General features: G+C 60.8%; 19 protein-coding genes. 5 read left to right on the top strand and 14 right to left on the bottom strand.

From position 1 onward, the window contains the following. Positions 1–212: 212 nt before the first annotated feature. Together EV561_RS16065 and EV561_RS16060 are read left to right on the top strand one after the other, a co-directional pair. Complete coding sequence (locus EV561_RS16065) at positions 213–2,675, top strand: phosphoketolase family protein (RefSeq protein WP_132523165.1); 2,463 nt, start codon at positions 213–215, stop codon at positions 2,673–2,675. 52 nt (positions 2,676–2,727) lie between these two features. Continuing rightward, entirely contained in the window at positions 2,728–4,053 is a 1,326-nt protein-coding gene (locus EV561_RS16060) for a glucoamylase family protein (RefSeq protein WP_132523163.1), read from the top strand. A gap of 63 nt (positions 4,054–4,116) precedes the next feature. Here EV561_RS16060 and panB read toward each other — a convergent pair whose 3' ends face one another. From panB to EV561_RS15990, 14 genes are all read right to left on the bottom strand, one after another. Further along, a complete protein-coding gene (panB, locus tag EV561_RS16055; protein ID WP_132523161.1) occupies positions 4,117–4,938 on the bottom strand; it encodes a 3-methyl-2-oxobutanoate hydroxymethyltransferase in 822 nt (273 codons plus the stop codon). Beyond that, a complete protein-coding gene (gene panC / locus EV561_RS16050; RefSeq protein WP_132523159.1) occupies positions 4,935–5,810 on the bottom strand; it encodes a pantoate--beta-alanine ligase in 876 nt (291 codons plus the stop codon). Before panC ends, panB begins: the two co-directional genes overlap by 4 nt. Before the next feature lie 143 nt (positions 5,811–5,953). Next, positions 5,954–6,805 (bottom strand): carboxylating nicotinate-nucleotide diphosphorylase, encoded by an 852-nt coding sequence (nadC, locus tag EV561_RS16045; protein WP_132523157.1) that lies wholly within the window; start codon positions 6,803–6,805, stop codon positions 5,954–5,956. A gap of 1 nt (position 6,806) precedes the next feature. Continuing rightward, entirely contained in the window at positions 6,807–8,345 is a 1,539-nt protein-coding gene (locus EV561_RS16040) for an L-aspartate oxidase (protein ID WP_132523155.1), read from the bottom strand. Beyond that, positions 8,342–9,313: a quinolinate synthase NadA gene (gene nadA / locus EV561_RS16035; protein ID WP_132523153.1), complete on the bottom strand. Its 972-nt coding sequence runs from the start codon at positions 9,311–9,313 to the stop codon at positions 8,342–8,344. The genes EV561_RS16040 and nadA overlap by 4 nt, the downstream gene beginning before the upstream one ends. 67 nt (positions 9,314–9,380) lie before the next feature. Further along, positions 9,381–10,280: a hypothetical protein gene (locus tag EV561_RS16030; protein ID WP_132523151.1), complete on the bottom strand. Its 900-nt coding sequence runs from the start codon at positions 10,278–10,280 to the stop codon at positions 9,381–9,383. Between the two features lie 193 nt (positions 10,281–10,473). After that, entirely contained in the window at positions 10,474–11,370 is an 897-nt protein-coding gene (locus EV561_RS16025) for a fructose bisphosphate aldolase (RefSeq protein WP_132523149.1), read from the bottom strand. A 108-nt stretch (positions 11,371–11,478) separates the two neighbouring features. Then, positions 11,479–13,224, bottom strand: coding sequence for a M14 family zinc carboxypeptidase (locus EV561_RS16020; protein ID WP_132523147.1), 1,746 nt, complete (start codon positions 13,222–13,224; stop codon positions 11,479–11,481). After that, positions 13,221–14,072, bottom strand: coding sequence for an ABC transporter permease (locus tag EV561_RS16015; RefSeq protein ID WP_132523145.1), 852 nt, complete (start codon positions 14,070–14,072; stop codon positions 13,221–13,223). Before EV561_RS16015 ends, EV561_RS16020 begins: the two co-directional genes overlap by 4 nt. Positions 14,073–14,074: 2 nt before the next feature. Then, positions 14,075–14,998 carry an ABC transporter permease gene (locus tag EV561_RS16010; RefSeq protein WP_132523143.1) on the bottom strand — a complete coding sequence of 308 codons (924 nt, stop codon included), beginning with the start codon at positions 14,996–14,998 and terminating at the stop codon, positions 14,075–14,077. A gap of 60 nt (positions 14,999–15,058) precedes the next feature. Then, positions 15,059–16,588 (bottom strand): ABC transporter substrate-binding protein, encoded by a 1,530-nt coding sequence (locus EV561_RS16005; RefSeq protein ID WP_132523141.1) that lies wholly within the window; start codon positions 16,586–16,588, stop codon positions 15,059–15,061. Positions 16,589–16,641: 53 nt separating this feature from the next. Beyond that, complete coding sequence (locus EV561_RS16000; protein ID WP_132523139.1) at positions 16,642–18,474, bottom strand: ABC transporter ATP-binding protein; 1,833 nt, start codon at positions 18,472–18,474, stop codon at positions 16,642–16,644. After that, the gene (locus EV561_RS15995; protein ID WP_132523137.1) at positions 18,471–18,998 is read right to left on the bottom strand and encodes a winged helix DNA-binding protein; all 528 of its coding nucleotides are present in this window, start codon (positions 18,996–18,998) and stop codon (positions 18,471–18,473) included. Before EV561_RS15995 ends, EV561_RS16000 begins: the two co-directional genes overlap by 4 nt. A gap of 147 nt (positions 18,999–19,145) precedes the next feature. Then, positions 19,146–22,757, bottom strand: a complete 3,612-nt coding sequence (locus EV561_RS15990; protein ID WP_132523339.1) for a hydantoinase B/oxoprolinase family protein — start codon at positions 22,755–22,757, stop codon at positions 19,146–19,148. A 353-nt stretch (positions 22,758–23,110) separates the two neighbouring features. On the opposite strand from EV561_RS15990, the gene tauA reads away from it, so the two are divergent. The 3 genes from tauA to EV561_RS15975 all read left to right on the top strand — a co-directional run bounded on the left by tauA (position 23,111) and on the right by EV561_RS15975 (position 25,862). Continuing rightward, a complete protein-coding gene (tauA, locus tag EV561_RS15985; protein WP_132523135.1) occupies positions 23,111–24,118 on the top strand; it encodes a taurine ABC transporter substrate-binding protein in 1,008 nt (335 codons plus the stop codon). Between the two features lie 64 nt (positions 24,119–24,182). Further along, the gene (locus EV561_RS15980) at positions 24,183–24,974 is read left to right on the top strand and encodes an ABC transporter ATP-binding protein (RefSeq protein ID WP_132523133.1); all 792 of its coding nucleotides are present in this window, start codon (positions 24,183–24,185) and stop codon (positions 24,972–24,974) included. Positions 24,975–25,019: 45 nt separating this feature from the next. Continuing rightward, positions 25,020–25,862: an ABC transporter permease subunit gene (locus tag EV561_RS15975; protein WP_132523131.1), complete on the top strand. Its 843-nt coding sequence runs from the start codon at positions 25,020–25,022 to the stop codon at positions 25,860–25,862. The last annotated feature ends 290 nt before the right edge of the window (positions 25,863–26,152 follow it).

The following is a 26,152-nucleotide window of genomic DNA, read 5'->3' as shown; positions in this document are numbered from 1 at the left end:
GGCCTGAATTTTATGCAATACTAAAATACAAGATTTGCATGTAGGGCGAGGCGTTGCCTGCTGGAAATCTCTCCAGGGGCATAGCTACCACCCATTATCCTTAGCCTGCATGCACCAGGCGCTACAACGTAGCTTCCATTTCGTTGAGCATCGCATCTGCAATCTTTGAAAATCGTTCTCAATAACAGTCCGACATCATCAGGGAGACTTCGATGGCTTCGCTTGAGACGGCAGTTAGCAGGCAATCTGCAGCAGACGGTACCCGAACAGAAAAACCCCTATCGACCGACGAACTTCACTTGGTCGATGCCTATTGGAGAGCTTCCAACTATCTTTCGGTCGGCCAGATATACCTGCTCGACAATCCACTCCTAAAGAAACCTTTGAAACGCGGACACGTAAAGCCGCGCCTGCTCGGGCACTGGGGAACATCCCCGGGCCTGAACATGCTCTACACGCATCTAAACCGGGTCATCAAGCGTGACGACCTCAACATGGTCTACGTGATCGGCCCCGGCCACGGCGGACCGTCGCTGGTGGCTCACGCCTACCTGGAAGGCACCTATAGCGAGGTTTATCCGAATATCGGCCAAGACAAGGAAGGCATGAAGAGACTGTTCAAGCAGTTCAGCTTTCCAGGCGGCATACCGAGCCATGTCGCGCCGGAAACGCCCGGCAGCATTCACGAGGGTGGAGAGCTTGGATATGCCTTAAGCCACGCCTATGGCGCAGCCTTCGACAATCCGGACCTGATCGTTGCCTGCATTGTCGGCGACGGCGAGGCCGAGACAGGGCCACTCGCGACCGGATGGCACGGCAATAAATTCCTCAACCCGGCCCGCGACGGCTGCGTTCTGCCGATCCTTCATCTCAACGGATACAAGATCGCCAATCCATGCTTCCTCGCCCGCATCCCGAAGGAGGAGTTGCAGAAATTCTTCGAGGGCATGGGATACAAGCCCTATTTCGTCGAGGGGCATGATCCCGACAAGGTTCACCAGCAACTCGCCGGAACTCTCGACACGGTCATCGCCGAAATCCGATCGATTTGGGCCGAGGCCCGTACGAAGGGCAACGTCAAGCGTCCCGCCTGGCCGATGATCGTATTCAGAACCCCAAAGGGATGGACTTGCCCAAAGGAGATCGACGGGAAGAAATGCGAGGATTACTGGCGGTCGCATCAGGTGCCCATGGGCGAGATGGACAAGCCGGAGCACATTCACATCCTCGAGCAATGGATGAAGAGCTACCGGCCCGAAGAGCTCTTCGAGGAGGATGGTAGCTTCAAGCCGAAATTGGCTGCGCTGGCGCCCACGGGCCATCGCCGGATGAGCGACAATCCCCACTCCAATGGCGGGTTGCTGCTGCGTGATCTCAAGATGCCTGATTTCCGCGACTATGCGGTGGAGGTCCCGAGCCCCGGCGCAACGATGGTTGAATCGGCACGCGTGATGGGGAAATTCCTGCGCGACGTGATGAAGGCAAACCTTAAAAGCAAGAACTTCCGCCTGTTCAGTCCTGACGAGAACAACTCCAACCGCTGGCAGGATGTGCTCGAAGTCACCGATCGCTGCTACATGGCCGAGATCTATCCGGAGGACGACCATCTTTCGCCCGATGGCCGCATCATGGAAGTTCTCAGCGAACACCAATGCCAGGGGTGGCTGGAAGGCTACCTCCTGACGGGTCGCCACGGCTTCTTCTCCTGCTACGAAGCCTTCATCCACATCATCGACTCGATGTTCAACCAGCATGCCAAGTGGCTGAAAGTCTGCAACGAGATCCCGTGGCGGCGGCCGATCGGCTCGCTGAACTATTTCCTGAGTTCCCACGTCTGGCGACAGGATCACAACGGCTTCAGCCACCAGGACCCAGGCTTCATCGACCACGTCGTCAACAAGAAGGCTGACGTCGTCCGTGTCTACCTGCCGGCGGATGCCAATACGCTCCTGTCTGTCACCGACCACTGCCTGCGCAGCCGCAACTACGTCAACGTGGTCGTTGCCGGCAAGCAGCCCGCGCCGCAATGGCTGACCATGGAGGAAGCCGTCAAGCATTGCACCATGGGCCTTGGCATCTGGGAGTGGGCGAGCAACGACAAGGGCAGCGAGCCGGATGTGGTCATGGCATGCTGCGGCGATGTTCCAACCCTCGAAACACTCGCCGCAGTCCAACTCATCCGTGAACATCTGCCCGAGCTGAAGGTGCGCGTCATCAATGTTGTGAACTTGATGAAATTGCAACCAAAAGAAGAGCACCCTCACGGACTGTCGGACGCTGATTTCGACGCCCTGTTCACCAAGGACAAGCCGATCATCTTCGCTTTCCATGGCTATCCGTGGCTGATCCACCGGCTCACCTATCGCAGGCACAACCACCACAATCTCCATGTGCGCGGCTACAAGGAAGAAGGCACGACAAGCACGCCCTTCGACATGGTGGTTATGAATGAGCTCGATCGGTTCCATCTGGTCGAGGACGTCATTGACCGGTTGCCGCAGCTCGGTGCTCGTGCCGCCTATTTCAAGCAGGCACTCCATGCCAAGCTGATCGAGCATCGCGAGTACATCGAGCAATATGGCGATGACATGCCGGCGATCAGCGGATGGAAATGGGGTCTGAAGAGCCCCGCGGAATCGTCCCGCACGACATCTACGGAGGGGGACAACGTATGAAAGACGCAGAATGGCGGCCCTCACGCGGCGTCCTAGCGATTGCCGGCCACCTATGACCCAAAGGCTCTCGACCAATTCCGATCTTGATCGCATGCCTACCGAGGAGGACCTCGGTAGGCTTCAGTTCACGACGATCCTCTACTATCTGCAATGCACCAACCCGGACAACGGGCTGGTGCGCGACAAGACGCAAATCGATGCGCCGGCCAGCATCGCCGCTATCGGAATGGCTTTGGCGACGCTTCCTGTCGTGGTGGAGCGCGGCATCATCATCCGGCCGTTCGCTGCCAAGATTGCCCGAAGGCGCCTAGCATTCCTGCTGTCATGCCCTCAGGGTCCGGAGCCGGATGCATCGGGCTACAAGGGCTTCTTCTATCATTTCCTCGACATAGAAACCGGTCGTCGGGTCTGGCAGTGCGAATTGTCCACTATCGACTCGGCCTTCCTGTTTGCCGGAGCACTCACGGTGGCCGCCTATTTCGACGGCGACACCCCGGATGAGATCGAAATCCGGCGGATCGCCAATGAACTCTACGAACGAGTCGACTGGAATTGGGCTTGCGATAACGGACTGACCCTCACGCACGGCTGGCGACCGGAAAACGGGTTCATTCCCTATCGTTGGCGGGGATATGACGAAGGGCTGCTGCTCTATTTTCTCGGCCTGGGGTCGCCGACCCATCCCTTGCCGCCCGAAGCATATGCCGCCTATACCGAAAGTTACGATTGGAGAAACATCTACGGGCGCGAGCTGCTCTATTCCGGGCCGCTGTTCACGCACCAGCTCTCGCATATGTGGATCGACTTCCGCGGCATCCGCGACGAATTCATGCGGGATCACGATAGCGACTACTTCCAGAACAGCCGTCACGCGACCTATGTCCATCAGGAATACGCCATCCGTAATCCGAAGAAATTCGTTGGTTATGGAAAGCACTGCTGGGGATTCACGGCAAGCGACGGACCTGGTTGGATCAAAAAGACGATCGACAGCGTGGAGCGGGAATTCTTCGACTATGTCGCAAGGGGCGCACCTTTCGGACCGGACGACGGAACCGTCTCGCCGTGGGTAGCGGTCGCCTCCCTGCCCTTCGCCCCCGAGATCGTCATTCCGACCATCCGGAGCTTTTCGAAAATGCGCCTCGGCATGGCGCGTCTATACGGCTTCAAGCCCTCGTTCAATCAGACTTACCCGCTGGAAAGCAGCGAAACCGGATGGTGGGTCAGCCCCTATCATTTCGGCATCGACCAGGGCCCGGTCGTCCTGATGATCGAAAACTACAGGACGGGGCTGCTGTGGAATATCATGCGCCACTGCAAACCGGTTGTGGTCGGCCTGCGCCGGGCCGGATTTACCGGGGGCTGGCTTGGGGATTAGTCACGCCTAAAGAATGATCTATGATCAGGCGACACCAACGCGCCGCCTGAACGCTCGCTCTCTTCAAGGCCGCCGCTTGAACGTGTTTTCCAGCGCCGGAAATCGACGTCCCCGGACATCCCCGGCATATTCCGCGACAGCAGCGGCAACCCGTTTTCCAAGTTCGTCGTAGCGCTTGACGAAGCGCGGCGTGAATTCATTGAAAAGCCCGAGCATGTCGTCCGAAACCAGAACCTGGCCATCGCAGGCCACCGACGCGCCGATACCGATCGTCGGCACATGCATTGCGGCTGTGATTTCGCGGGCCAGGGGCTCCACCGTACCCTCGACCACGACTGCAAAGGCACCGGAATTCCCGATCGCGTTCGCGTCACGGCGGATTTTTGCAGCCTCCTGTTCCGAATGGCCGACCGAGCGATAGCCGCCGGCCGTATGAACCAGCTGCGGCATCAGGCCGATATGTCCGAGAACCGGAATGCCCCGCGCCGTCAGGAAGGCGATGGTCTCAACCATCTCTTCGCCGCCTTCGAGCTTGACCGCATCGCAGCCGGTTTCCTGCAGGATGCGAACGGCATTGCGAAAGGCGACCTCTTTCGATTCCTGATAGCTTCCGAACGGCATGTCGACAACGACGCATGCGTGGCCGACGCCGCGCATGACCGCCTGGCCGTGCGCGATCATCATGTCGACCGTCACGGCCGTGGTGGTTTCCATGCCGTAGAGCACCATGCCGAGCGAGTCGCCGACCAAGAGCAGATCGCAATGCTCATCGAGCAGACGCGCGATCGGCGTCGTATATGCAGTCAGGCAGACGATTGGCGTGGTTCCCTTCATGGCCGTAATGCGCGATGGCGTCAGGCGCTTTTGGATCCCGGTTGCACTCATCGACTAGCTCCTTTCCTTACCATGCCCTGTCCGCCGAGAACGCGGTTATCGAGAAGCCGTGTCGTGCCGATCCGCACGAACAGGGCAACGACGACCGGGTCCTTGATCTCAGTAACAGGGCGCAAAGTCGAGGCATCCCTGACGGCAACGACCTCCGCATTGGCCAGAGGTTCGCGGCCGAGGAAAGCCGTCAACCTGTCCTCGAGATCTTGCGGATCCGTCATCCCGTCCGCGACCAGTCGCTCCGCCTCGTCAAGCGTCTGCGGGACGATAATGGCGGCACGGCGCTCCGTCTCGCTGAGATAAACGTTGCGCGAGGAGAGCGCGAGGCCGTCCTTGTCCCTCACCGTTGGCACGGCGATAATCCGCACCGGCATCGTCAAATCCTCGACCATGCGCTTGATGACGACGACCTGCTGATAATCCTTCTCGCCAAAATAGGCCCGCTGCGGCTGTACGATGTTGAAAAGCTTGGAGACAACGGTCGCGACTCCGGCGAAATGCCCCGGCCGCACGGCGCCTTCAAGTTCGCTGCCGATCTCAGGGACATCGACCACCGTCAGCATCGGCTGCGGGTACATGTCTTCGACACCAGGGGCAAAGAGCATGTTGACGCCTGCCTCTCTTAGCATGGCGGTGTCGCGTTCCAGATCGCGGGGATACTTGCTGAGATCCTCCGCTGGCCCGAACTGCAACGGATTGACGAAAATCGAGGCGACGACAATGTCGTTTTCGGCCCGTGCGCGCGAGACGAGTTCCATGTGTCCGGCATGCAGGTAGCCCATGGTCGGAACAAGCCCGACCGCGCGCCCGTGCCGTCTCAACGCATCGAGCGCTCTGCGCAACTCGCGTATGTTCGAGAAAACGCGCATTCTTCCTCCATCACTCCACCTCGGGCGCATAGAAATTGCAACGAGCGCGCAACGTCAATGAGCTGCGGCTGATAAAAACGATTAGATGACCGATGGACGTGCTGGAGATGCCCGTCCATCGGAACACCTTCAAAGCTTTTATATCAGCTATCGAAATCAAGGCCGATATCGAGGACAGGAGCGCTGTGGGTAATCCAGCCGACGGAGATAAGGTCTACGCCCGAGGCAGCTATCGCGGCTGCGGTTTCCGGAGTGATGCGTCCTGAGGCTTCTGTGATTGCCCGTCCGTCGACGATGCGAACGGCCTCCCGCAATTCGCCAGGCTGCATGTTGTCGAGCAGGACCGCATCGACGCCATCCTCCATGACCTCGACCAACTGGTCCAGCGTATCGACCTCGATTTCTATTTTCACCATGTGCCCTACCGAGGTCTTGGCGCGACGAAGAGCTTCACGGACACCACCTGCAATCGCAACATGATTGTCCTTAATCAGCATGGCGTCGTGCAGGGCAAAGCGATGGTTCATGCCGCCGCCTGCTCTGACCGCATATTTTTCAAGCGCGCGCAAGCCAGGCGTCGTCTTGCGGGTGCAGGCCACAGCAGCCTTCGTTCCTGCGATTGCCGCGGCGATCGACGCGGTAACGCTGGCGATGCCCGAGAGATGGCCCAGGAAATTGAGCGCCGTGCGCTCTGCCGTCAGCAAGCCACGCGAAGGTCCGGAGATGGTTGCGACGACGTCGCCCGGCCTGACCGCCATACCGTCTTTCAGGTTGCGCGTCATGACGATGGTGGGGTCGACGAGTTGAAAGGCGAGGTCCGCGGCATCGAGCCCAGCAATCACGCCCGGCTGGCGTGCAGCCAAGACGACGGTGGACCGGTGGTCTTCCGGAATGACGGCAGCGGAGGTTATGTCGCCGGAAAGGCCGAGATCCTCGATGAGTGCAGTCCGCACTATCGGTTCGATGACCACACGTGGAAGGGGGACGAGGCTCATGTCATGCGCTCCTTGCAAAGTCTTGGGATGTCGCGGCACGGGCTATTGCCAGCGCCTCGTCGAGCGCCATTTTGCGGCGCCGGGCTACGAGCTGTTTCAGCGGAAAATCGGTGCGCGCATGGGCGCCGCGCGACTCCGTACGCAGGCTTGCGAAGACGGCGATCAGCAACGCCACGATCGCCGGATCGGACGACGCGCCATCTCCTTCTGCCAGCGGCAAAAGCGAGGCAATCGCGCCATGCATGGCGCCTGCATTGCGCAGCACGCCGAGATGACGTGAGACTACGGTTCGAATAGATGCGCTGTCGGCTATCGGAGGCGTCGATGGAATGTCGCCGAGTGCCGGCTGCGAGCGGAACAAGCTCATATTGCGGGCGGCACGTGCGCCCATAACGGTCGCTTCAAGCAAGGAATTGCTGGCAAGCCGGTTGGCGCCATGCAAGCCGGTCGACGCAACCTCACCTGCGACCCACAGGCCGGCTACGCTGCTTTGCCCCTCTTCGTCCGTCGCAACGCCGCCCATGTGATAGTGGACGGCCGGACGGACGGGGATCAGTGCGCTACCGGGATCGATACCTGCCTCATGGCAGAGCGCCGCGATCGCCGGAAACCGGACACCAAAGCGAGGACCAAGAGCCCTGCGTGCGTCGAGAAAGACGCGACCGCCCCGGGCGATCTCGGCGCTGATGGCACGGGCGACCACATCCCGCGGCGCGAGTTCCTCGCCGGGAGTATCCGCCATGAAGCGCTCGCCCCTTTCATTGACGAGTTCGGCGCCTTCGCCACGCACCGCTTCACTCACAAGTGCCAGCGGCCGGCGGCGACTATCGAGCGCCGTCGGGTGAAACTGCACGAATTCCATATCCGCAAGCACGGCGCCGGCTCGCGCTGCAAGCGCGATGCCCTGACCAAAATTCGAGGCGGGATTGGTCGTGGCCTCATAGAGGCCGCCGAGGCCGCCGGTTGCCAGAAGCACGCGCGATGACGGCAGGACGATATCGCCGGTGGGGCCAGAGCAAAGCAGACCGCAGACGCTGCCATCCGCTGTCAGTATCCGCCGTGCTTCAAAGCCTTCAAGCACGGCAATCGAAGACCTCTTGGCAACAGCTGCAATCAGAGCCCGGATGATCGCGGCGCCCGATCCATCGCCCCCGGCATGGACGATGCGGCGGCGCGAATGGGCGGCCTCCAGGCCGAGTGCGAATTCGCCGCTGGGGTTCTGGTCAAAGCGGACACCGTAGCGCTGCAGGAGGGCAATGGCGTCCTGCGCTTCGCCGATGATGCCGCCGGCGACACCGGGATCGCAAAGGCCGTCGCCGGCCGCAAGCGTATCGGCGAGATGCAGGCCCGGATTGTCATCGGCGCCAAGGCTGGCGGCAATACCGCCCTGAGCCCACGCGCTCGAGGTTTCAGCGCCAAGCGCACCGCGCGTGACGATCACGGTCGGTTCCGGCGCAAGCGTAAGCGCCGCGATCAAACCCGCAAGCCCGCTGCCGACAACGACCGGGCGGCCCTTAAACTGATGCAGGATCTCGGTCATATCGCCAACATCCTTTCGACAGCCCGGCGCGCCGCCGCAGCAATCCCCGCATCCACTGTCACTTCGTGACGGTTCTCCTCCAACGCCGTGCGGATATTCGCAAGCGTGATGCGCTTCATGTGCGGGCAGAGATTGCAAGGGCGGATGAACTCGACATCCGGATAATGGACGGCAACATTATCGCTCATCGAGCACTCGGTCAGAAGCACCACCCGCGCCGGCTTGCTTGCGCCGACATAGTCTGACATCGCGGCCGTCGAGCCGGCAAAGTCCGCCTCCGCCACGACATCGGGCGGACATTCCGGATGCGCGAGCACGGTTACGCCGGGATGGTTTTCGCGAAGTTGGCGGACATCATCGGCACTGAAAAGTTCGTGCACCTCGCAATGCCCGTGCCATGCGATGATCTCCACCTTGGTTTCCCTCGCAATGTTGCGCGCCAGATATTCGTCCGGGATCATCAGGACTTTCGGCACTCCAAGAGCCTCCACGACCTGTCTTGCGTTGCCTGACGTGCAGCAGATATCGGAGGCAGCCTTCACCGCAGCTGACGTGTTCACATAGGTCACCACGGGAACGCCGGGATGGGCCTGTCGCAACAGCGCGATATCCTCGGGTGTGATCGACTCGGCGAGAGAGCACCCCGCGGCCATGTCGGGGATCAGCACAGTCTTTGCCGGATTGAGAAGCTTTGCCGTCTCCGCCATGAAATGCACTCCGGCAAGAACGATGACGTCGGCGTCGACATCGATCGCCTTGCGGGCAAGCGCCAAGCTGTCGCCGACGATGTCAGCCACACCATGGAAGATTTCCGGCGTCTGATAGTTATGCGCGAGGATGACGGCGTTACGCTTGCGCTTGAGTTCAAGAATTGCCTGAACGTCGTCTTCGAACATCATCCATTCTGCTTTTGGAATGACCCGGCTGACCCGTTCATAGAGAGAGGAAGTGGAAAGGGGGAGGTTCACAGCAATCTCCTTTATACTCAGTTTGAGCATATCACGAACGCGGAGATATTCTCATTGTGAGCATATGTCAATTGCGGGAGAGAGGCAGTTTTGTTCCAGAGAGCGCGCGCTCTTCGACGACCGTCGGCCGGAAGCGGAAAAGCTTGGCCGGGCGGCCGCCGGTTTCACCGGTCATTCCGCCGGTTTCCTCGACTAGGTCTTGCTGCTCGATAAGGCGGCGGAAGTTCTGCTTATGGAGACCCAGCCCCGCGAGCGCCTCTACGGTGTGCTGGAGTTGCAGCAGCGTAAATGTTTCCGGCATGAGCTCGAAAACGACCGGGCGGTATTTGATCTTTGCGCGTAGACGCGCCACGCCGGTCGCAAGAATGCGCCGGTGATCGGCAAACATCGGCCGGCCGAAATTGCCGCCCTCGCCGCCGGCCTCCGCGACAAGCCCGGCTTCGTAAAGCAGCTCATAGCGCTGTAAGGTGAGATCTTCGTTCCAGCCGCCGCCATCAAGCCCGAAGATGAAGTCGGCCCGCTTGTGCCGGTCTCCACGCCGCGCGGGATCCGCGTCAGCCCAGAGTCGCAGCTTGTCGATGAGGCTTGCCAGCACTTCGGGCGGCCCCTGCCGTTGGTCTTCCCAGGGCAGGTATTCGTACCATCCATGCCAGGCCGGCCGTCCGGTGCCGGGTGCGTCCTGCTCGCGAACGAGACCGAGATAACTGATCGAAATCGTCCTGCCACCGAGGATCTCGTTGTTCCTGTCGCGGTCGGCGAATGTGTAGAGCTGCTCTAGATAACCGATCGGATGGCCGGTCTGCTCCTGGATCCATTCGCGCAGACCGCTCTGCAGGGTTCGGTGACCGAGTTCGAAGGGACCGGATGGCAGCGCTTCTCCGGATCGGACAGTCATGATGCGCGGCTCATCCTTAGTCACCGCCGTCACGACGGCCATGAGTTCGGCATGGGCAAGCCCGATCGTCACATTGATTCCCTTGGATGAACTGACCGCAAATCTTTTGACACAGCCGCAGCGCTTCGCCAACAGCAGCGGCAAAGTTCGCAACCAACAATGATCTTATCGAAAGGCCATAGTGACAATACAGCGGACCGCGAAATACAAAATCATCGATCGCCGCATCGAAAAGCCGCGATCGATGATACGTGGGATATTAACGTCAAGCCTTCGTCACGCTTGCTTTATAGCTCTCGTCAATGCTGCGAACGAGCGCTTCATCGACCGCCGCATCCGTCATGTCATGGCGGAGTTCTTCGATCAGTGCGCGCGAAAAACTCGCGATCATGCCCTTGTTCTGACTGAGCAGCGCGCACGCCTCGTGACGGCTATAACCGCCGGAAAGCGCAAGCACGCGTACGACATTCGGATGCTCGACCAGCCCCTTGTAGAGATCGGCGACCGTCGGGATCGTCAGCTTGAGGATCACCTTGACGTCGGCAGGCAGGAGCGCGAGCTGTTTGCTTATCTCCTCGCAAAGGATCGCCTCGGCACCGGCCTTGTCGGGGCTGCTGATCAACACTTCGGGTTCGACGATCGGCGTCAGGCCGTAACTCGAAATCTGGCGGGCGACTTCAAATTGCTGAGCCACGACGGAAGCAATCCCGCTGGCGGACGGAAGTCTCACCACCGATCGCATCTTCGTGCCATAGATGCCCTTGTTCACGGCACGCTCAAGCAGCGCATCGAGCCGCGGCATCGGCTTCATCATCAATACGCCGTCGCTCTCTGGCTCACGACCGCTGTCGACCTTGAGCAGGGGCACGACACCGCGATCCTCCCAGAGATAGGAAGGGATCGGCTTGCCGCCGATATCGCTGTCCATCGTCCGTTCGAAGAGGATTGCCCCAATGACCTTTTCGCCGGAAAAGGACGGAGCTGTAATGATGCGCAAGCGCATCTGATGAATGAGCTCGAACATTTCGGCATCGCTATGATAGGCCGTGTCCGGGATACCATAGAGACGCAACGCCTCCGGCGTCGATCCGCCGCTTTGGTCAAGGGCTGCAACGAAACCCGGCTTGCCGGACATCTGGGCAGACATCTGCTGAACGTTCATGACTTTCTCCTTGGCTCAAGGGAAAACTCTTAGCGCCCTGCTTTGACAGGACGAACACGGACTAGGTCCTGGATTCGCTTTCAGGGGCGCCTCTGCAAATAGAGAAAATCAGCTTATCGGCAAATCACTTTCCTTGGCGAGGCGCCGATAGACTTCGACCGCGTGTAGAACCGTGTTCATTTGTGCATCGTGTGTATCGATGAAATCCTGTCCATAGACGGTTTCGTCGGTTGCCTCAGTGATGATCGTCAGCGGCGCCTGATAATATTCGCTCACCTGACGGATGCAGGGAATGCCGTAGCGCACTTCGAACGGCGCTTCCGGCATGTGAACTTTCACACATGCCAGTTGCTTGGCATTGAATGCGACGAGGTTCTTGTCGGCGGAAAGCTTGAGCGCCACCTCGTCGATGAGGGCTTCGCCGATTTCTTCCCAGCCCGGATGGGCGCAAAGGATGAGGAAGAAGCCCTTGGGGATCGTCCACATTTCGAAGCCGCGCGGCAGATAGCCAGACATGGGACGCGTCCACTCATGCGAGGGATAGCCATGCAGGTTAAGATGCAGTTTTGCCCCGGAAAGGGCCAAAGCCTTGTTGCGTGCCGCACGCTCGTAGATCGAGTTCGGATCCGGCACGGTGAAGGAGAGATCGTCGCCCATTGCCGTGTAGCGGGCGGCATGGTGCATATGGAAGGGGTTCTCCACGATCAGGCGCTGGTGCAGCTCGTAGCCGTCGACATTCTCGACAGGGATGATGGCGAAATGGGCTTCCGGATCGGCGGCGAGCTTCTGCGTCGCGCGAAGTGCGCCGACAGGGCCGCTGGTCTCGTTGGCGTGCTGGCCGGAGGAGATCAGCACCGCGGGGCCGGAACCCTTCTTGTAGCGTCCGACGACATTCCGGCCTTCGCGGGAGACAGCATGGATTTCCTCGCCATCGATACGGGAGACTTCCTGCCTGATCTGGCTGATCTTCAGGGGGCGGTCGGCGGTTTCCATCGGAATGGCAGCACCTTCGGTCTCGCCATGCTCGCCGAAATCCTCCACCGTCATGACAATGCGCGGCGTGCCGTCGGTGCCCTTGATATCGGGCACGACCTGTCCCGGGCGAGCACCGCCGCGGCCGGCCATGGCGCCCATGGTCGCGTTCAGGCATTCGCGCACGCTGAAGAAAAGGTCTTCATGCATGGCTTCGCGCAGGCTGATGACTTCGCTGCAGAAATCAAGCGTCAAATCCTTGGCAGGGAGCTCCACCACGATGCGCAGGCGATCGAAATAGGGTTCCTTGCGCTGCCATTCATGCGTCTTGATGGCATCGATGGCCGCCAGAAACAGCGTCTCGAAATCCGACTTCAGACGCTCGCCTATCTCGCCTTCCGTCCGCCGCCAGCCGCAGCAGCGCAGTACCGTCGTGCCGACATGATCGTCCTCGACGACATTCGGGGCGAAGACATGATGCGTCGCCGTTTCGCCGCTCTTAGTGACGAGCTTGACGTCGTAGGTGAGGTCGAGATCGTTCGTGTAAAAGGAGATTTCCGCATCGCCGACGAGTGCCGCCAGCGGATAGGCCTCGATCAGGAAGCGCGAGGGTGCTGCGGCAGCATGAACGGGATAGCCGATCTCGATGCGGGCGAGCGAAGCGATGTCCACCTCTTCCAGGAAGAAATAGACGAGCGGCTTGTAGGCGCTGCGAATGCGGGCCTTGAGGCCTGATGCGGCCAGCTTTTCCTCTGCTGCCCTGCGGGACGGACCGTCATCGAAGAGCCAGGCCTCGACCGGAGCGACGGGCTTCTGCTGCAGCAGATCGGAAACGAGCACGTCGAGCGTGCGCGGAACGGCGAGATCGAGAAGCTTGGTCATTTTTCCCTCGTAGGATCGAGATAGTCGCGCAGCCAGTCGCCGAGAAGGTTGAGGCCGAGCACGGTGAACATGATGGCGAAGCCGGGGAAGACGGTGACCCACCAGGCGGACTGCACATAGGTGCGCCCGTCGGCGAGCATTCCGCCCCAGCTCGGGATCGTCGCATCGACGCCGAGGCCGACGAAGGTCAGGCTGCTTTCAAGAAGGATGTTGGTCGCGATATTCAGCGTCATCAGCACGATCACCGGGCCGATGATATTCGGCACGATGTGGTGGACGATGATGCGCAGATTGCCAACGCCGATGGCGCGAGCCGACTGGATGAATTCCCGATCCCTGAGCGAGAGCACAAGACCGCGCACAAGGCGGGCATATTGCACCCATTGCGCCACGATCATAAGCAGGATCAGGATCGACAGGCCGGGGCCGACGATGGCGATGAAGGTGATTGCCATCAGGATGAAGGGCATGGCCAGCTGGATGTCGGCAATGCGCATCAGGATCATGTCGGCTATGCCGCGGAAATAGCCGGCGATCAGGCCAGCGATGGTGCCGATCACAGTGGCTCCTGCGACGGATACCAGGCCGACGATCAGCGAAATCTTGCCGCCGGCGGCGATGCGGGCAAGCACGTCACGTCCGAGAGGATCAGTGCCGAGGATGTGGTTAAGGCTGACGAAGGGCGGCAGCAGGCGCGCGCGCAGGTCCATCATGTCGGCCTTGCTGCCAAAAATGACGTCCGAGAAGACGACGAGCAGCACCATGCCGATCGTGAAGATCAGGCCGAGGATGAGTTCGAGCGGGGTGTGGCGGAAGACGGAAGCGGTCTTGGTCGTCGAGGTCGCCATGCTCAGCCTCTCCCGATGCGAGGGTCGATGATGCCGTAGGCGACGTCGATCAAAAGGTTGGTGATGACGATCAGCAGCGCCATGACCGTGATGACGCCCTGCAGGACAGGATAGTCGCGCGACGAGATGGCATCGAAGGCGAGGCTGCCCATGCCGGGCCAGTTGAAGACCCGCTCGACGATGACGACGCCGCCGAGCAGATCGCCGAACTGCAGGCCGACGAAGGTGAGCAGCGGGATCAGGCAGTTGCGCAGCGCATGCTTGTAGAGCACGACCCGGTCTTTCAGGCCCTTGGCGCGGGAGACGAGGATATATTGCGTCGACAGCGTTTCCAGCATCGCCGAGCGCACGATGCGCACGTTGACCGCCGAAAGGATGAGGGCGAGCGTCACCACCGGCATGACGAGGCCGGTATATTCGAGGAAGCCGCTTGCCGGCAGCAGGTTGAGTTTGATCGAGAAGATCAGGACCAGCATGATCGCCAGCCAGAAATTCGGGAAGGAAAGGCCGACCAGCGACAGGATGCGGATCAACTGATCCGAGAGGGAGCCTGCCTTGACCGCCGCGTGAATGCCGAGCGGGATCGAGATCAGAAAGGAGAGGATGAGCGACAGGAAGGCGAGCAGCAGGGTCGCGGGAAGCGCCTGTGCGATCATGCTCCAGACGGAGCCCCCGCCAAAGAAGCTCCTGCCGAAGTCGCCCGTCAGGATGCCTTCGAGGAAATGGATATATTGCATGTGAAACGGCTGGTTTAGCCCGAGGCCGTCGCGGATATGCTGCAGATCGTCTTCGCTGATGGCGCCGCCGCCGCTCATCAACATGCTGGTCGGGTCCCCCGATAGCCTGATGGCGTAGGAGACAAGCAATGTCACGACGATCACAACGAAGAGCGCCTGAAACAGACGTCTCAATATATAGACTGGCATGATTGACCTCTGCCGAAGGAATGACTGCCCGCCACCAGGCAGACAGTCACCTGGCGTTGTTTACTCGACAGTGGTATCGACGAAGCGGAAGCGGATATCCGGTGTCGGCGGTAGGTTGTGGATGCGCTTGCTTACGCCGTAGAGCGTGTTGTTGTTGTAGAGCGGAATTTCGTAGGCTTGATCGGCAGCATAGGCGGCGACTTCAGCTAGGATCTTCTTGCGCTCGTCGACGTTATACGTCGCGCGCTGAGCCTCCAGCAGCTGGTCCATCTTGACATCCTTGATGTACGGATTCCAGAATTGGCCGCTGTGGTAGAGGAGATAGGCCGTATTGTCGAAATCAAATGTCCAGCCGCCCCAGTTGTACTGGAACAATGATCCGGTCTTTGCGTGGGGGATGACGTCCGAATAGAAGACGCTCGCCTCGTATGATTTCAATGTCGCCGTGATTCCAACGCCTTGAAGGTAGGCGGCGACTGTCTGTGCAACTTCTCGGAACGTGGCGTCGGCGCCGACATAGGACAGTTCGACTGTCGTGCCGGGCTTAACGCCCGCTTTGTTCAGCGCCGCCTTGGCGGCGGCGGGGTCAAAAGGCAGAGGCTTGAGGGCCGGATCATAGCCGAATGAGAGGGAGCTTTGCAGGCTGGCGATGGGCTTGCCGTTGCCCTGCAGAATCTGGTCGATGATTGCGTCGCGATCGATCGCCTCGATCAAGGCCTTGCGCACGGCCGGATCCTTGGTAATGCCGTCGGCGGTGTTGAAGCGCAGCATGGTCACCGTGGGGCCGACGATGCTTTCGATAGCAAGCTTCGGATCGTCGGCGATGGTTTTGACCAGGCTGATCGGCACGAGCGTGGCGATATCGACGCCGCCGGACTGCAGCTCCGAGACCTGGGTCGCGGCTTCAGGGATGAAACGGTAGACCAGGCCACTGAGCTTCGGCGCACCGCCCCAATAGTCCGGATTGGCTTCGAGCGTCAGGCTGACTTTCGGCTTGTAATCGACGAACTTGAACGGGCCCGTTCCAACCGGATGCAGGTTGAAATATTCGTCGCCCTTTTCCTGGATGTATTTCGGCGGAACGATCATCGCGCCATAGCCGGCAAGCTTGGTGATCAGCACTGGATCGGGCGACTTCAGTGTGAAGTCGACCGTATAGTCGTCGACGACAGTCACGGAGCCGATCGAGGTATAGTTTGCCTGCTGCGGGCCCTTGGCGCCTTCCGGTCCGAGAAGGCGGTCGAAAGTGAACTTCACGGCCGCGGCGTTGAAATCCTCGCCGTCGTGGAATTTCACGCCCTGGCGCAGGTGGAAGCGGATGCGCTTGTTGTCGTCGAGGAAATCCCAGCTCGTCGCCAGGCCGGGCTGGAGCTTGAGATCGGGCGTGCGCATGACGAGGCCATCATAGAGATTGCTGCCGATGCGGCCCCAAGTAAGGGTAAAGGTATCGATCGGATCCCAGCTTCCGTCATCCCGCTCCAGGGCGACAGTCAGGGTACCGGCGGCATGGGCGAGGTTCGCCGTGGTTGCGAGCGGAAGCAGCGACACGGCGGCTGCCAGGAGAAGATGTCGATATCGGTTGGCTTTCATTTCTTTGGTTCCCCAGTGTTTTTTAAAGATTGGCGTTCGGGTCTGCATTTGTCCTATGGGAGGGTTTCGGACAACTTCTGCGGATTGGCCGCAACGAAGTGGGATGGCGAAAAACGGCGATATTCCACGAGAGCTGGCTCGTCGCCGATTTCGCGGATCGGGCTCGGTATCGTCCCGGTCAAAAGCGAGGTGTCGATGACGCGATCCGGGTCCGGCACCGGGATCGCCGAGAGCAGCTTGCGCGTATAGGGATGCTGCGGGTTCTCGAAGATCTCCTGCCGCGTTCCGATCTCGACGATCTGGCCGAGATACATGACCGCGACACGATGGCCGATCTTCTCGACGACCGCCATGTCATGGGTGATGAAGAGGTAGGAAAGACCCCTTTCCCTCTGCAATTCGAGCAGGAGGTCGAGGATCTGCGCCTGGATGGAGACGTCGAGCGCTGAGACGGATTCGTCGGCGATGATCAGTTCCGGATCGCACGCCAGGGCTCTGGCGATGCAGACGCGCTGGCGCTGGCCACCGGAAAGCTCATGCGGGAAACGGGTGCGATAGTCGCGCGGCAAGCCGACGCGGTCCAGCAGTTCATCGACGCGCGCCGAGATCGCGGCCTTGGTCGGCAGGAGCTTATGCACGATCATCGGCTCGGCGATGCTGGAACCGACGCGTTGCCGCGGATCGAGCGCGGCGAAAGGATCCTGGAAGATATACTGGATCTTCTGCAGCAGGGAATGCCGGTCGCCCGCGCTCATTTCGGCGACGTCGCGGCCGCGATAGCGGATCTTGCCGCCGGTCGGCTGCATGATTTGCTGCAGCATACGTCCGGTGGTGGATTTGCCCGAGCCGGATTCGCCGACCAGCGCCAGCGTTTCGCCCGGACGGATATCAAAAGAGACCTGCTCGACGGCATGGACGCGATGGGTAACGCGGCCGAACATGGTCTTGCGGGCCGAAAAATGCGCGGTCAGCCCGTCGATCTGCAGCAGCGGCTGCACGGCCTGTGTGCGCTCGGCCGAAATCGCGGCGCTGTTGGGCGAGGGCTTGCCGGTCATGCTGCCGAGGCGGGGGACGGCTGCGAGCAGCGTCTTGGTATAGGGATGCTGCGGATTGGCATAGAGCTGGCGGACGGGCGCGTCCTCGAGCTTTTCGCCATTGCGCAGGACGATGACGTCGTCGGCCATTTCGGCGACCACGCCCATGTCGTGAGTGATGAAGATGACGGCCATGCCGAGCTCTCGTTGAAGCTCGCGGATCGTATTCAGGATCTGCGCCTGGATCGTCACGTCGAGCGCCGTCGTCGGCTCGTCGGCGATCAGCAGTTGCGGCCGGCAGGAGAGCGCCATGGCGATCATCACGCGCTGGCGCATGCCGCCGGACAGCTCGTGCGGATAGCGCTTCAGCATGGTCTCAGCGTCGGGGATGCGCACCTTTTCCAGCATCTCGCGGGCGATGCGGTTCGCGTCCTCGCGGGAGGTCTTCTGGTGCAGGAGGATTGCCTCGGTGATCTGGTCGCCGATCGAGAAGACCGGATCAAGCGAGGTCATCGGCTCCTGAAAGATCATGGCGATCTCGCCGCCACGAATCTGTCGCATGCGCTCGGGTGACGCCTGCATGAGATCGAGCGGGCCGTTGCGGCTCTGGAAGAGCACCTGTCCGCCGCTGATCGTGCCGCCGGAATAATCCGTCAGGCGCATGATCGCTCTCGATGTCACTGACTTGCCGGAGCCGGATTCGCCGACGATGGCGAGCGTCTTGCCGGGCTGGACGTCGAAGCTGATCGACTTGACGGCCTGGAAGACCTGACCTCGGGAGGGAAAATCGACCGACAGTGAGCGTACAGAGAGGACTGGTGGCAAGGTGGGCTTCTCCGGTGTCACGCTCATAGGGTTGCTGCCGACCTCGCTGCCTGCTCGTAGTAGCCCGACAACGCCCTGAGATGCGAGGCGATGTCGGACAGGTCGTCCTGGGAGAGACCGGAAACCTTCGTCGCCTCGACCAACAGCCGTTCGCGGATTTCGGAGTAGCGCTTCAGCGCCTCCAGACCCTTTTCGGTGGTCTGGATCACCTTTTCCTTGCCGGACTTGCCCGTCTTCACGAGGCCGGCGCTCTCCAGCTTCTTCACGGCATAATTGGCGATATGCGTGTCTTCGATATCGAGCACGAGGCAGAGATCGGACAGCGTCTTCGGCCGGTCGCGGTGACGCACCGAGTGAATGATCAGGATTTCGATCGGGGAGAGACCAGGCGCGCCGGCCGCCGACATGCAGCGGACCATCCAGCGATTGAAAGCGTGGGAGAAGAGGATCAACCCGTATTCCAGCTCGGAAAGGGCGGGAGAACTGCCGACCGCCAGATGGGCGGACGATACGATCAATTCGCGCGGTTTCTTGTCCTTCGGCTTATCCAATGAGCCCTCTCACGCTAGCCCCTCGGGGTAATGGGCAGGTTATCGAACAGCGACATTTTGTCAACAAATTATCGCTAAGATTCAATTGTTAACCTTTGGTCCGCGAGAGCCGCACCCGAGGCGGCTCCAGCGCTCCAAAGACCTCTCTCAATTTTCCGCTTTTCCGTACCCACCACCCGTCGGGGTGACGACGATGAAGGCCTCGCCGGAATCGAGAACCGTATGGGCGCTGCCGATCAGTTCATCGACGGTGCCGTCATTGCGACGCACGAGATTGCGGCCGGTCTGCCCAGCTTCCCCGCCTTCGAGGCCGAAGGGCGCGACGCGGCGATGACCGGACAGAACAGCGAATTCCAGCTTTTCAAGAGTTCGGATGGTGCGCTTGGTGCCGTTACCGGCCGACCATTTTCCTCGCCCGCCCGAGTTCGGCCTAATGTGGAAGTCCTCCAAGACGACGGGGAAGCGGGTTTCGAGGATTTCGGGGTCGGTCAAGCGCGAATTGGTCATGTGCGTATGAACCGCATCGGCGCCGTTGAAGCCGGGGCCGGCCGGCGCGCCTGAGCAGATGGTTTCGTAATATTGATACTGGTCGTTGCCGAAGGTCAGGTTGTTCATCGTCCCTTGCGCCGCTGCCATCGCGCCGACCGCGCCGAACAGGCAGTTCGTCACGGCCTGGCTGACCTCGACATTGCCGGCGACCACAGCTGCCGGATATTTCGGCGTCAGCATGGTGCCCTCGGGCATGACGATGCGGATCGGTCGGAGGCAGCCGGCATTCATCGGAATGTCGGCCTCGACGAGCACGCGGAAGACATAGAGAACGGCGGCGCGGGTCACAGGCTGCGGCGCGTTGAAATTGTCAGCACGCTGTTCCGAGGTGCCGGTGAAATCGACCGTCGCCTCGCGCTTCTCCTTGTCGATCGTCACCTTAACGACGATCTTGCAGCCCTGGTCCATTTCATAGCTGAACTCGCCGCCGGGTAGGCGGTCGAGGACGCGGCGCACGCTTTCGGCGGCATTGTCCTGGACGTGGCCCATATAGGCATCGACCACGTCTTCGCCGAAGAGGGCGATCATCTTCTTGAGTTCGGCGACGCCCTTTTCATTGGCGGCGACCTGCGCCTTCAGGTCGTTGACGTTCTGGGCGAGCTGCCGGACGGGGTAGCGGGCGCCGGTGAGGAGATCGGCGAGCGCGTCTTCTCGAAAATGGCCGCGATCGAGGAGCTTGAAATTGTCGATATAGACGCCTTCTTCCTCGATATGGGTTGCGAGCGGCGACATGGAGCCCGGCGAGATGCCGCCGATGTCGGCGTGATGGCCGCGGCTCGCGACCCAGAAGCGAATGCGGCTGCCGGTCTCGTCGAAAACAGGCGTGCAGACCGTGAGGTCGGGAAGGTGCGTGCCGCCGTTGTAGGGCGCGTTGATCAGGAAGACGTCGCCGGGATGGATGACGAGATTTTCGCGGATCGCGGTCGCGACCGAGGCATCCATAGAGCCGAGATGCACCGGCATATGCGGCGCATTGGCGACGAGATTGCCTTCCGCATCGAAGACCGCGCAGGAGAAATCCAGCCGTTCCTTGATGTTGACCGAATAGGCGGTGTTCTGCAGCGTCACGCCCATCTGCTCGGCGATCGACATGAAGAGGTTGTTGAAGATCTCCAGCATGACCGGATCGGCCTTGGTGCCGATCGCAGTGCGATCCGGTAGGGCCTTGATGCGGCTCATGACCACATGGTCCTTGGCTGTCAGCGTCGCCTGCCAGCCGTCCTCGACGACGATGGTCTGGTTCTTCTCGATGACGATCGCCGGGCCAGTTACGGTCTGACCGGGCAGGATCTTTTCGCGCAGCACCACGGCGGCGTCGTGGCTCTCGCCCTGCGAATGGAAGCGGGTGCGGCGGGCGGGCGTTGCCTCGCCCTTGCCGTTTGCCGCCGTCTCGACTTCGATCTCGGCCGTGGCGCCGCCGATGGTCTCGACCTCGACGGCCTCGACAACGAGCGGCTTGTCCTCGGCGACGAAGCCGAAGCGGCGCTTGTGCAGTTCCTCGAATTCCCGACGCAGGCGGACAGCGTCATCGACCGCGGGGAAGGTCGCTTCGACCGAGAGCAGCGTGTCGGTGCCGGCATAGCGGATATGGGCGCGAAGCACCGTCTGGATCTCGGCAGATGCGACGCCCTGCGCTTCCAGTTCCGGCTTGCATCCGCTTTCGAGCGCCTTGCCGAGCGAAAGGATTGCCGATGGGGCGGCATCGTCGAGCGGCACGCCGAGCGCCTTCTGGCGGGTGGCACGGATGTCCGCCAGACCCATGCCGTAGGCCGAGAGCAGGCCGGACATCGGATGCAGCAGGATGCTCTTCATGCCGAGCGCGTCGGCCACGAGACAGGCATGCTGGCCGCCGGCGCCGCCGAAGCAGTTCAGCGCATAGCGGGTCACGTCATAGCCGCGCTGGACCGAGATCTTCTTGATCGCCTCGACCATGTTGGCAACGGCGATGCGGATGAAGCCGTCGGCGACTTCTTCCGGGCTGCGACCGTCGCCGATGCGGGTCGCAAGCTCCGAGAACTTGCTGCGAACCGTCTCGACGTCCAGCGGCTGGTCCTGATGGGGGCCGAAGATGGCGGGGAAGAATTCCGGCAGCAGCTTGCCGGTCATGACATTGGCGTCGGTGACGGCGAGCGGTCCGCCATTGCGATAGCAGGCGGGACCGGGATGGGCGCCGGCTGAGTCCGGGCCGACGCGAAAGCGCTCGCCGTCGAAATGCAGGATCGAACCGCCGCCGGCAGCGACGGTGTGGATCAGCATCATCGGGGCGCGGACGCGCACGCCAGCAACTTCGGTCTCGAAGGCGCGTTCATATTCGCCGTCGAAATGCGCGACGTCGGTGGAGGTGCCGCCCATGTCGAAGCCGATGACGCGGTTAAAGCCCGCCTGTTCGCCTGTTTTGGCGAGGCCGACGACGCCGCCAGCCGGACCCGACAGGATCGCATCCTTGCCCTGGAACATGTCGGCCGCCGTCAAACCGCCCGACGACATCATGAACATGACGCGGGCGCCGGTGCGGGCGACATCGAGTTCCTGCGAGACCTGCTGGACATAGCGGCCGAGGACGGGGGAGAGATAGGCATCGACGACGGTCGTATCGCCACGGCCGACCAGCTTGATCAGCGGCGAGACTTCATGGCTGACGGAGACCTGCTCGAAGCCGATCTCGCGAGCGATCCGGGCAACAGCAGCCTCATGGGGGGGAAACTTGTAGGCATGCATGAAGACGATGGCGACGGCGCGATAGCCTTCGTCGCGCAGCTGCTGGAGCGCCTTTCGCGCCGCATCCTCGTCCAGCACCTGCTCGACGGTGCCGTCGGCGAGCACGCGCTCGTCGATCTCGGTGACAGTATCGTAGAGCGCTTCCGGCTTGACGATCTCGGTCGCGAAGATCTTCTTGCGTTCCTGATAGCCGATGCGCAACGCGTCGCGGAAGCCCTTGGTCGTCACGAGTGCGAGCCGCTCGCCCTTGCGCTCGAGCAGCGCGTTGGTGGCAACCGTCGTGCCCATGCGGACTTCGCCGATGAGACCGGCAGGGATCGGCTCGCCATTGGTGAGGCCGAGGTGAAGGCGGATGCCCTGGACGGCGGCGTCGGAATAGGCGGCGGGATTTTCGGAGAGCACCTTGCGGGCGTGTAGCGCGCCATCGGGGTCGCGGCCGACGATGTCGGTGAACGTGCCCCCGCGATCGATCCAGAAATCCCAGCGCTTCATTTCACTACCGCTCAACGCCCAACCTCCGCCAGGATGCTTATTTTTATCGAGACAAAATATCGATAAATCGTCAACGTTTTGTCGTCAACAACAATCATCTCCGGCGATACTGTTTCCCCTGTTCAGCTCTGCCGAGAGGCAAAGCGTCCCCACTCTGTGGCCAAACGCCTGCGGCGACAAGACGGCGTGGCCATCAGCGCATTGCTGCTCGGTTCCGTTCAAACGCGAAACGCCTGTTTCCCGGTGGACACAAAATTTAGAATTAATAATCTACAAATAACATAGACAATATGGAAACCTATCTGTCGTTCCTCGCCACACCGGCCGATGGATGATTTCGAGAGGGTAGAACCATGCATATCAAGAGATTTCTCGGGGCCGTCGGCTTGCTTGCCTCGCTCCTCACATCCGCTCACGCGGAAGACGCCAAGAAGGTGGTCATCGCCTATCAGACCGGTGCGGTTCCCTATCTGGTCGGGATCGCAAACGGCGAGCTCGCCAAGCAGACCGGTTGGAATATCGAATTCCGCCGCTTCAACTCCGGAGCCGATATTTTCGCGGCCATTGCCTCCGGCGACGTGCAGCTTGGCGATGTCGGCTCCAGCCCCTATGCGGCCTCAGTCAGCCGCGATCTCGATGTCAAGGGCATTTACATCACCGCCGGCGCCGGCGACAGCGAAGCGCTGGTCGTGCGGCCCGAGATCAAATCGGCTGCTGACTTGAAGGGCAAGAAGTTCTCGGCCGCTCCCGTTTCCACCGACCATTATCAGTTGCTCGCCTATCTGAAACAGCAAGGGCTGACGGAGAAGGATGCGCAGGTCATTGCAATGCCGCAGCCACAGATCGTCGCGGCGTGGAAACGCGGCGACATCGACGGCGCTTTCGTCTGGGATCCGGCACTGACGGAACTCAAAAAGGACGGCAAGGTGCTGGTGACCTCGGGCGAAGTCTCCAAGGCCGGCGCCCCCGTTTTCAGCTCCCTCGTCGCGACCTCCGATTTCGCTAAGAAGAACCCGGAATTCCTGACGAAATATGTGAGCCTTATTGACAAATATTATGTCGACTTTGCCAAGCATCCGGACGCCTGGGGACCGACCTCCGACAACATCAAGCTGATCGCCAAACTCCAGGGCGGAACGCCCGAGGAGAATGCCGGCTGGCTGAAGACGACGGTCGTCGTTCCGCTTCAGGAGCAGGTAACGGATGCATGGCTCGGCGGTGGAGACAAGGGAAACATCGCCAAGACACTCAAGGACACGGCGCAATTCCTCAAGGAGCAGAAGAAGATCACTGCCGTCAAGGACAGCTACGCCTCCTTTGTCGACCCGCAATTCGCCGCGGCAGCACTCGCGTCCAACTGACGTAACCCACAAGCACAGGACGGCGGCTCAAACCTGAGCCGCCGTATTCGGGCGAGGACAGGCCATGCTTTCAATCAGAAACGCCACCGTAAAATTCCAGGCTACGGACGGAACGGAAGTCCATGCGCTGGATAATGTCTCATTCGACATTCCGCCGGCTTCGATCGTCGTTGCGCTCGGGGCATCGGGTTGCGGGAAATCGACCTTGCTCAGCGCTATCGCCGGGTTTCAGCCGCTGACGGATGGCGAAATTCTCATTGACGGAAGATCTGTGGAAGGCCCGGGCGGGGATCGCGGCGTCGTATTCCAGAAGGACACGCTGCTGCCCTGGGCCAATGTCCTCGACAATGTCGCGCTTGGCCTGCGCTATCGCGGCGTCGCGAAGGTGGAACGACATCGCCAGGCGCGCGCGCTGCTCGATCTCGTCGGCCTCGCCGATTTCGAGAAAAAGCCGCCATATGAATTGTCGGGCGGCATGCGGCAGCGCGTCGGCATCGCGCGGGCGCTCGCCACCGACCCCAAGGTGCTGCTGATGGACGAGCCCTTCGGCGCTCTCGACAGCCTGACGCGGGAGAACATGCAGCAGCTGCTCGCCTCCATCTGGGCAAAGACCGGAAAACAGATCTTCTTCATTACGCATTCGATCGAGGAAGCGCTGACGCTCGGCACGCATATCCTGGTCATGTCGCCAAGGCCGGGCCGGATCGTTGCCCGATATCAGGCCAATTTTGTTCGTGAATTCGCTGTGGCCGGAGATATTGGCCCCGTGCTGGCAAATCCCGAATTCGTCGCGCTGCGGGGGGAAATCCGCTCGCTGATCCATAAGCCCGCGCGGTCCCAGTTCGAAGTGGCCTGATGGCACCACGAACCGGCCGATATCATCGAGACAAAGGATTTTGAAATGACCGTCGCAACAGACACCGGCCTGCCGACCGCGGAAGAAAAACAAAAGCGCTCGCCGGTCCGCTCCTTCGGCAAACCTGGTGGCACGTTGGCCATAAGCGCAGCGACCCTTGTCGCGCTGCTCGTGGCTTGGGTCGCGGCGACCAGATATCACCTCGCCTCCCCGCTGTTTCTACCCTCGCCGAAGGAGGTCCTCACGCAGACCCTGGCGATCGCTTCCGACGGCTATGCGAATGGGACGCTTCTCGACCACGTCCTTGCCAGCCTCGGTCGCGTCAGCGTGGCCCTGGCCTTCGGTATCGGTCTCGGCGTACCCGTGGGGTTGCTCATGGGGCTCAATCGTTGGGCCAGGGGCATCCTGAGCGTTCCCATCGATATCTATTGGGGGCTGCCGCCGCTTGCCTATCTTCCGCTCCTCATCATCTGGCTCGGCATCGGCGAGTCATCGAAGATCCTGCTTCTGAGCCTCGCTGCCTTCGCACCCATATGCTACGCTGCCCAAGCCGGCGTCCGCTCCGTGCCGCAGGAGCGCATCAACGCCGCTCGCTCTCTCGGAGCGAACGCAAGGCAGATCTTCACAACGATCGTATTACCGTCGGCGCTTCCCGAAGTGCTGACCGGAACTCGCATCGCGATCGGCGCGGTGTTGTCCACATTGGTGGCCGCTGAGCTGATCGCGGCACAATCCGGTGTCGGCTACATGATCATGTCGGCCGCCAATTTCCTCGCCACGGATGTCGTCTTTGTCGGCCTGATTGTGATCGCGGTTTTCGCCTGCGCCTTCACGATGGCTATGCGCTTCCTGGAGCAGCGCCTGATCCCCTGGAAGGGGAAGCTTTGAAGTCGAGGACACAACGCGTTTAGCGCGTACCATCGCGAACCATGGCTGCTCATTAGAGAGGGGCAGTCACACCACGAAGCAAAGCAAAGACCTGTCGTGTGAGGCCACTCGACAGGTCTTTTGATTCCTGGAGAAATCTCGCTTCTCAGGCTCCACCTGCAAAGAGGCTTCCCTTCCGAGAAAATTATAGATAAAAACGATAATTATCTACAGACTCAGGGCAGGGGAACGTTTTGGATCAATCTTTCGACAAGCCAGTACATCAGGGACAGCATTCGAAGCCCGATTCT

The sequence above is a fragment of the Rhizobium sp. BK376 genome (assembly GCF_004341625.1).
GTDB lineage: Bacteria > Pseudomonadota > Alphaproteobacteria > Rhizobiales > Rhizobiaceae > Rhizobium.
Note: the sequence above shows the minus strand (reverse complement) of the source record. Positions and strands in the feature narration are given on the sequence as shown.

Coding starts and splice junctions, on each gene's coding strand:
- EV561_RS16065 (WP_132523165.1), top strand. CDS start 213: ATGGCTTCGCTTGAGACGGCAGTTAGCAGGCAATCTGCAGCAGACGGT.
- EV561_RS16060 (WP_132523163.1), top strand. CDS start 2,728: ATGACCCAAAGGCTCTCGACCAATTCCGATCTTGATCGCATGCCTACC.
- panB (WP_132523161.1), bottom strand. CDS start 4,938: ATGAGTGCAACCGGGATCCAAAAGCGCCTGACGCCATCGCGCATTACG.
- panC (WP_132523159.1), bottom strand. CDS start 5,810: ATGCGCGTTTTCTCGAACATACGCGAGTTGCGCAGAGCGCTCGATGCG.
- nadC (WP_132523157.1), bottom strand. CDS start 6,805: ATGAGCCTCGTCCCCCTTCCACGTGTGGTCATCGAACCGATAGTGCGG.
- EV561_RS16040 (WP_132523155.1), bottom strand. CDS start 8,345: ATGACCGAGATCCTGCATCAGTTTAAGGGCCGCCCGGTCGTTGTCGGC.
- EV561_RS16025 (WP_132523149.1), bottom strand. CDS start 11,370: ATGAACGTTCAGCAGATGTCTGCCCAGATGTCCGGCAAGCCGGGTTTC.
- EV561_RS16020 (WP_132523147.1), bottom strand. CDS start 13,224: ATGACCAAGCTTCTCGATCTCGCCGTTCCGCGCACGCTCGACGTGCTC.
- EV561_RS16015 (WP_132523145.1), bottom strand. CDS start 14,072: ATGGCGACCTCGACGACCAAGACCGCTTCCGTCTTCCGCCACACCCCG.
- EV561_RS16010 (WP_132523143.1), bottom strand. CDS start 14,998: ATGCCAGTCTATATATTGAGACGTCTGTTTCAGGCGCTCTTCGTTGTG.
- EV561_RS16005 (WP_132523141.1), bottom strand. CDS start 16,588: ATGAAAGCCAACCGATATCGACATCTTCTCCTGGCAGCCGCCGTGTCG.
- EV561_RS16000 (WP_132523139.1), bottom strand. CDS start 18,474: ATGAGCGTGACACCGGAGAAGCCCACCTTGCCACCAGTCCTCTCTGTA.
- EV561_RS15990 (WP_132523339.1), bottom strand. CDS start 22,757: ATGAAGCGCTGGGATTTCTGGATCGATCGCGGGGGCACGTTCACCGAC.
- tauA (WP_132523135.1), top strand. CDS start 23,111: ATGCATATCAAGAGATTTCTCGGGGCCGTCGGCTTGCTTGCCTCGCTC.
- EV561_RS15980 (WP_132523133.1), top strand. CDS start 24,183: ATGCTTTCAATCAGAAACGCCACCGTAAAATTCCAGGCTACGGACGGA.
- EV561_RS15975 (WP_132523131.1), top strand. CDS start 25,020: ATGACCGTCGCAACAGACACCGGCCTGCCGACCGCGGAAGAAAAACAA.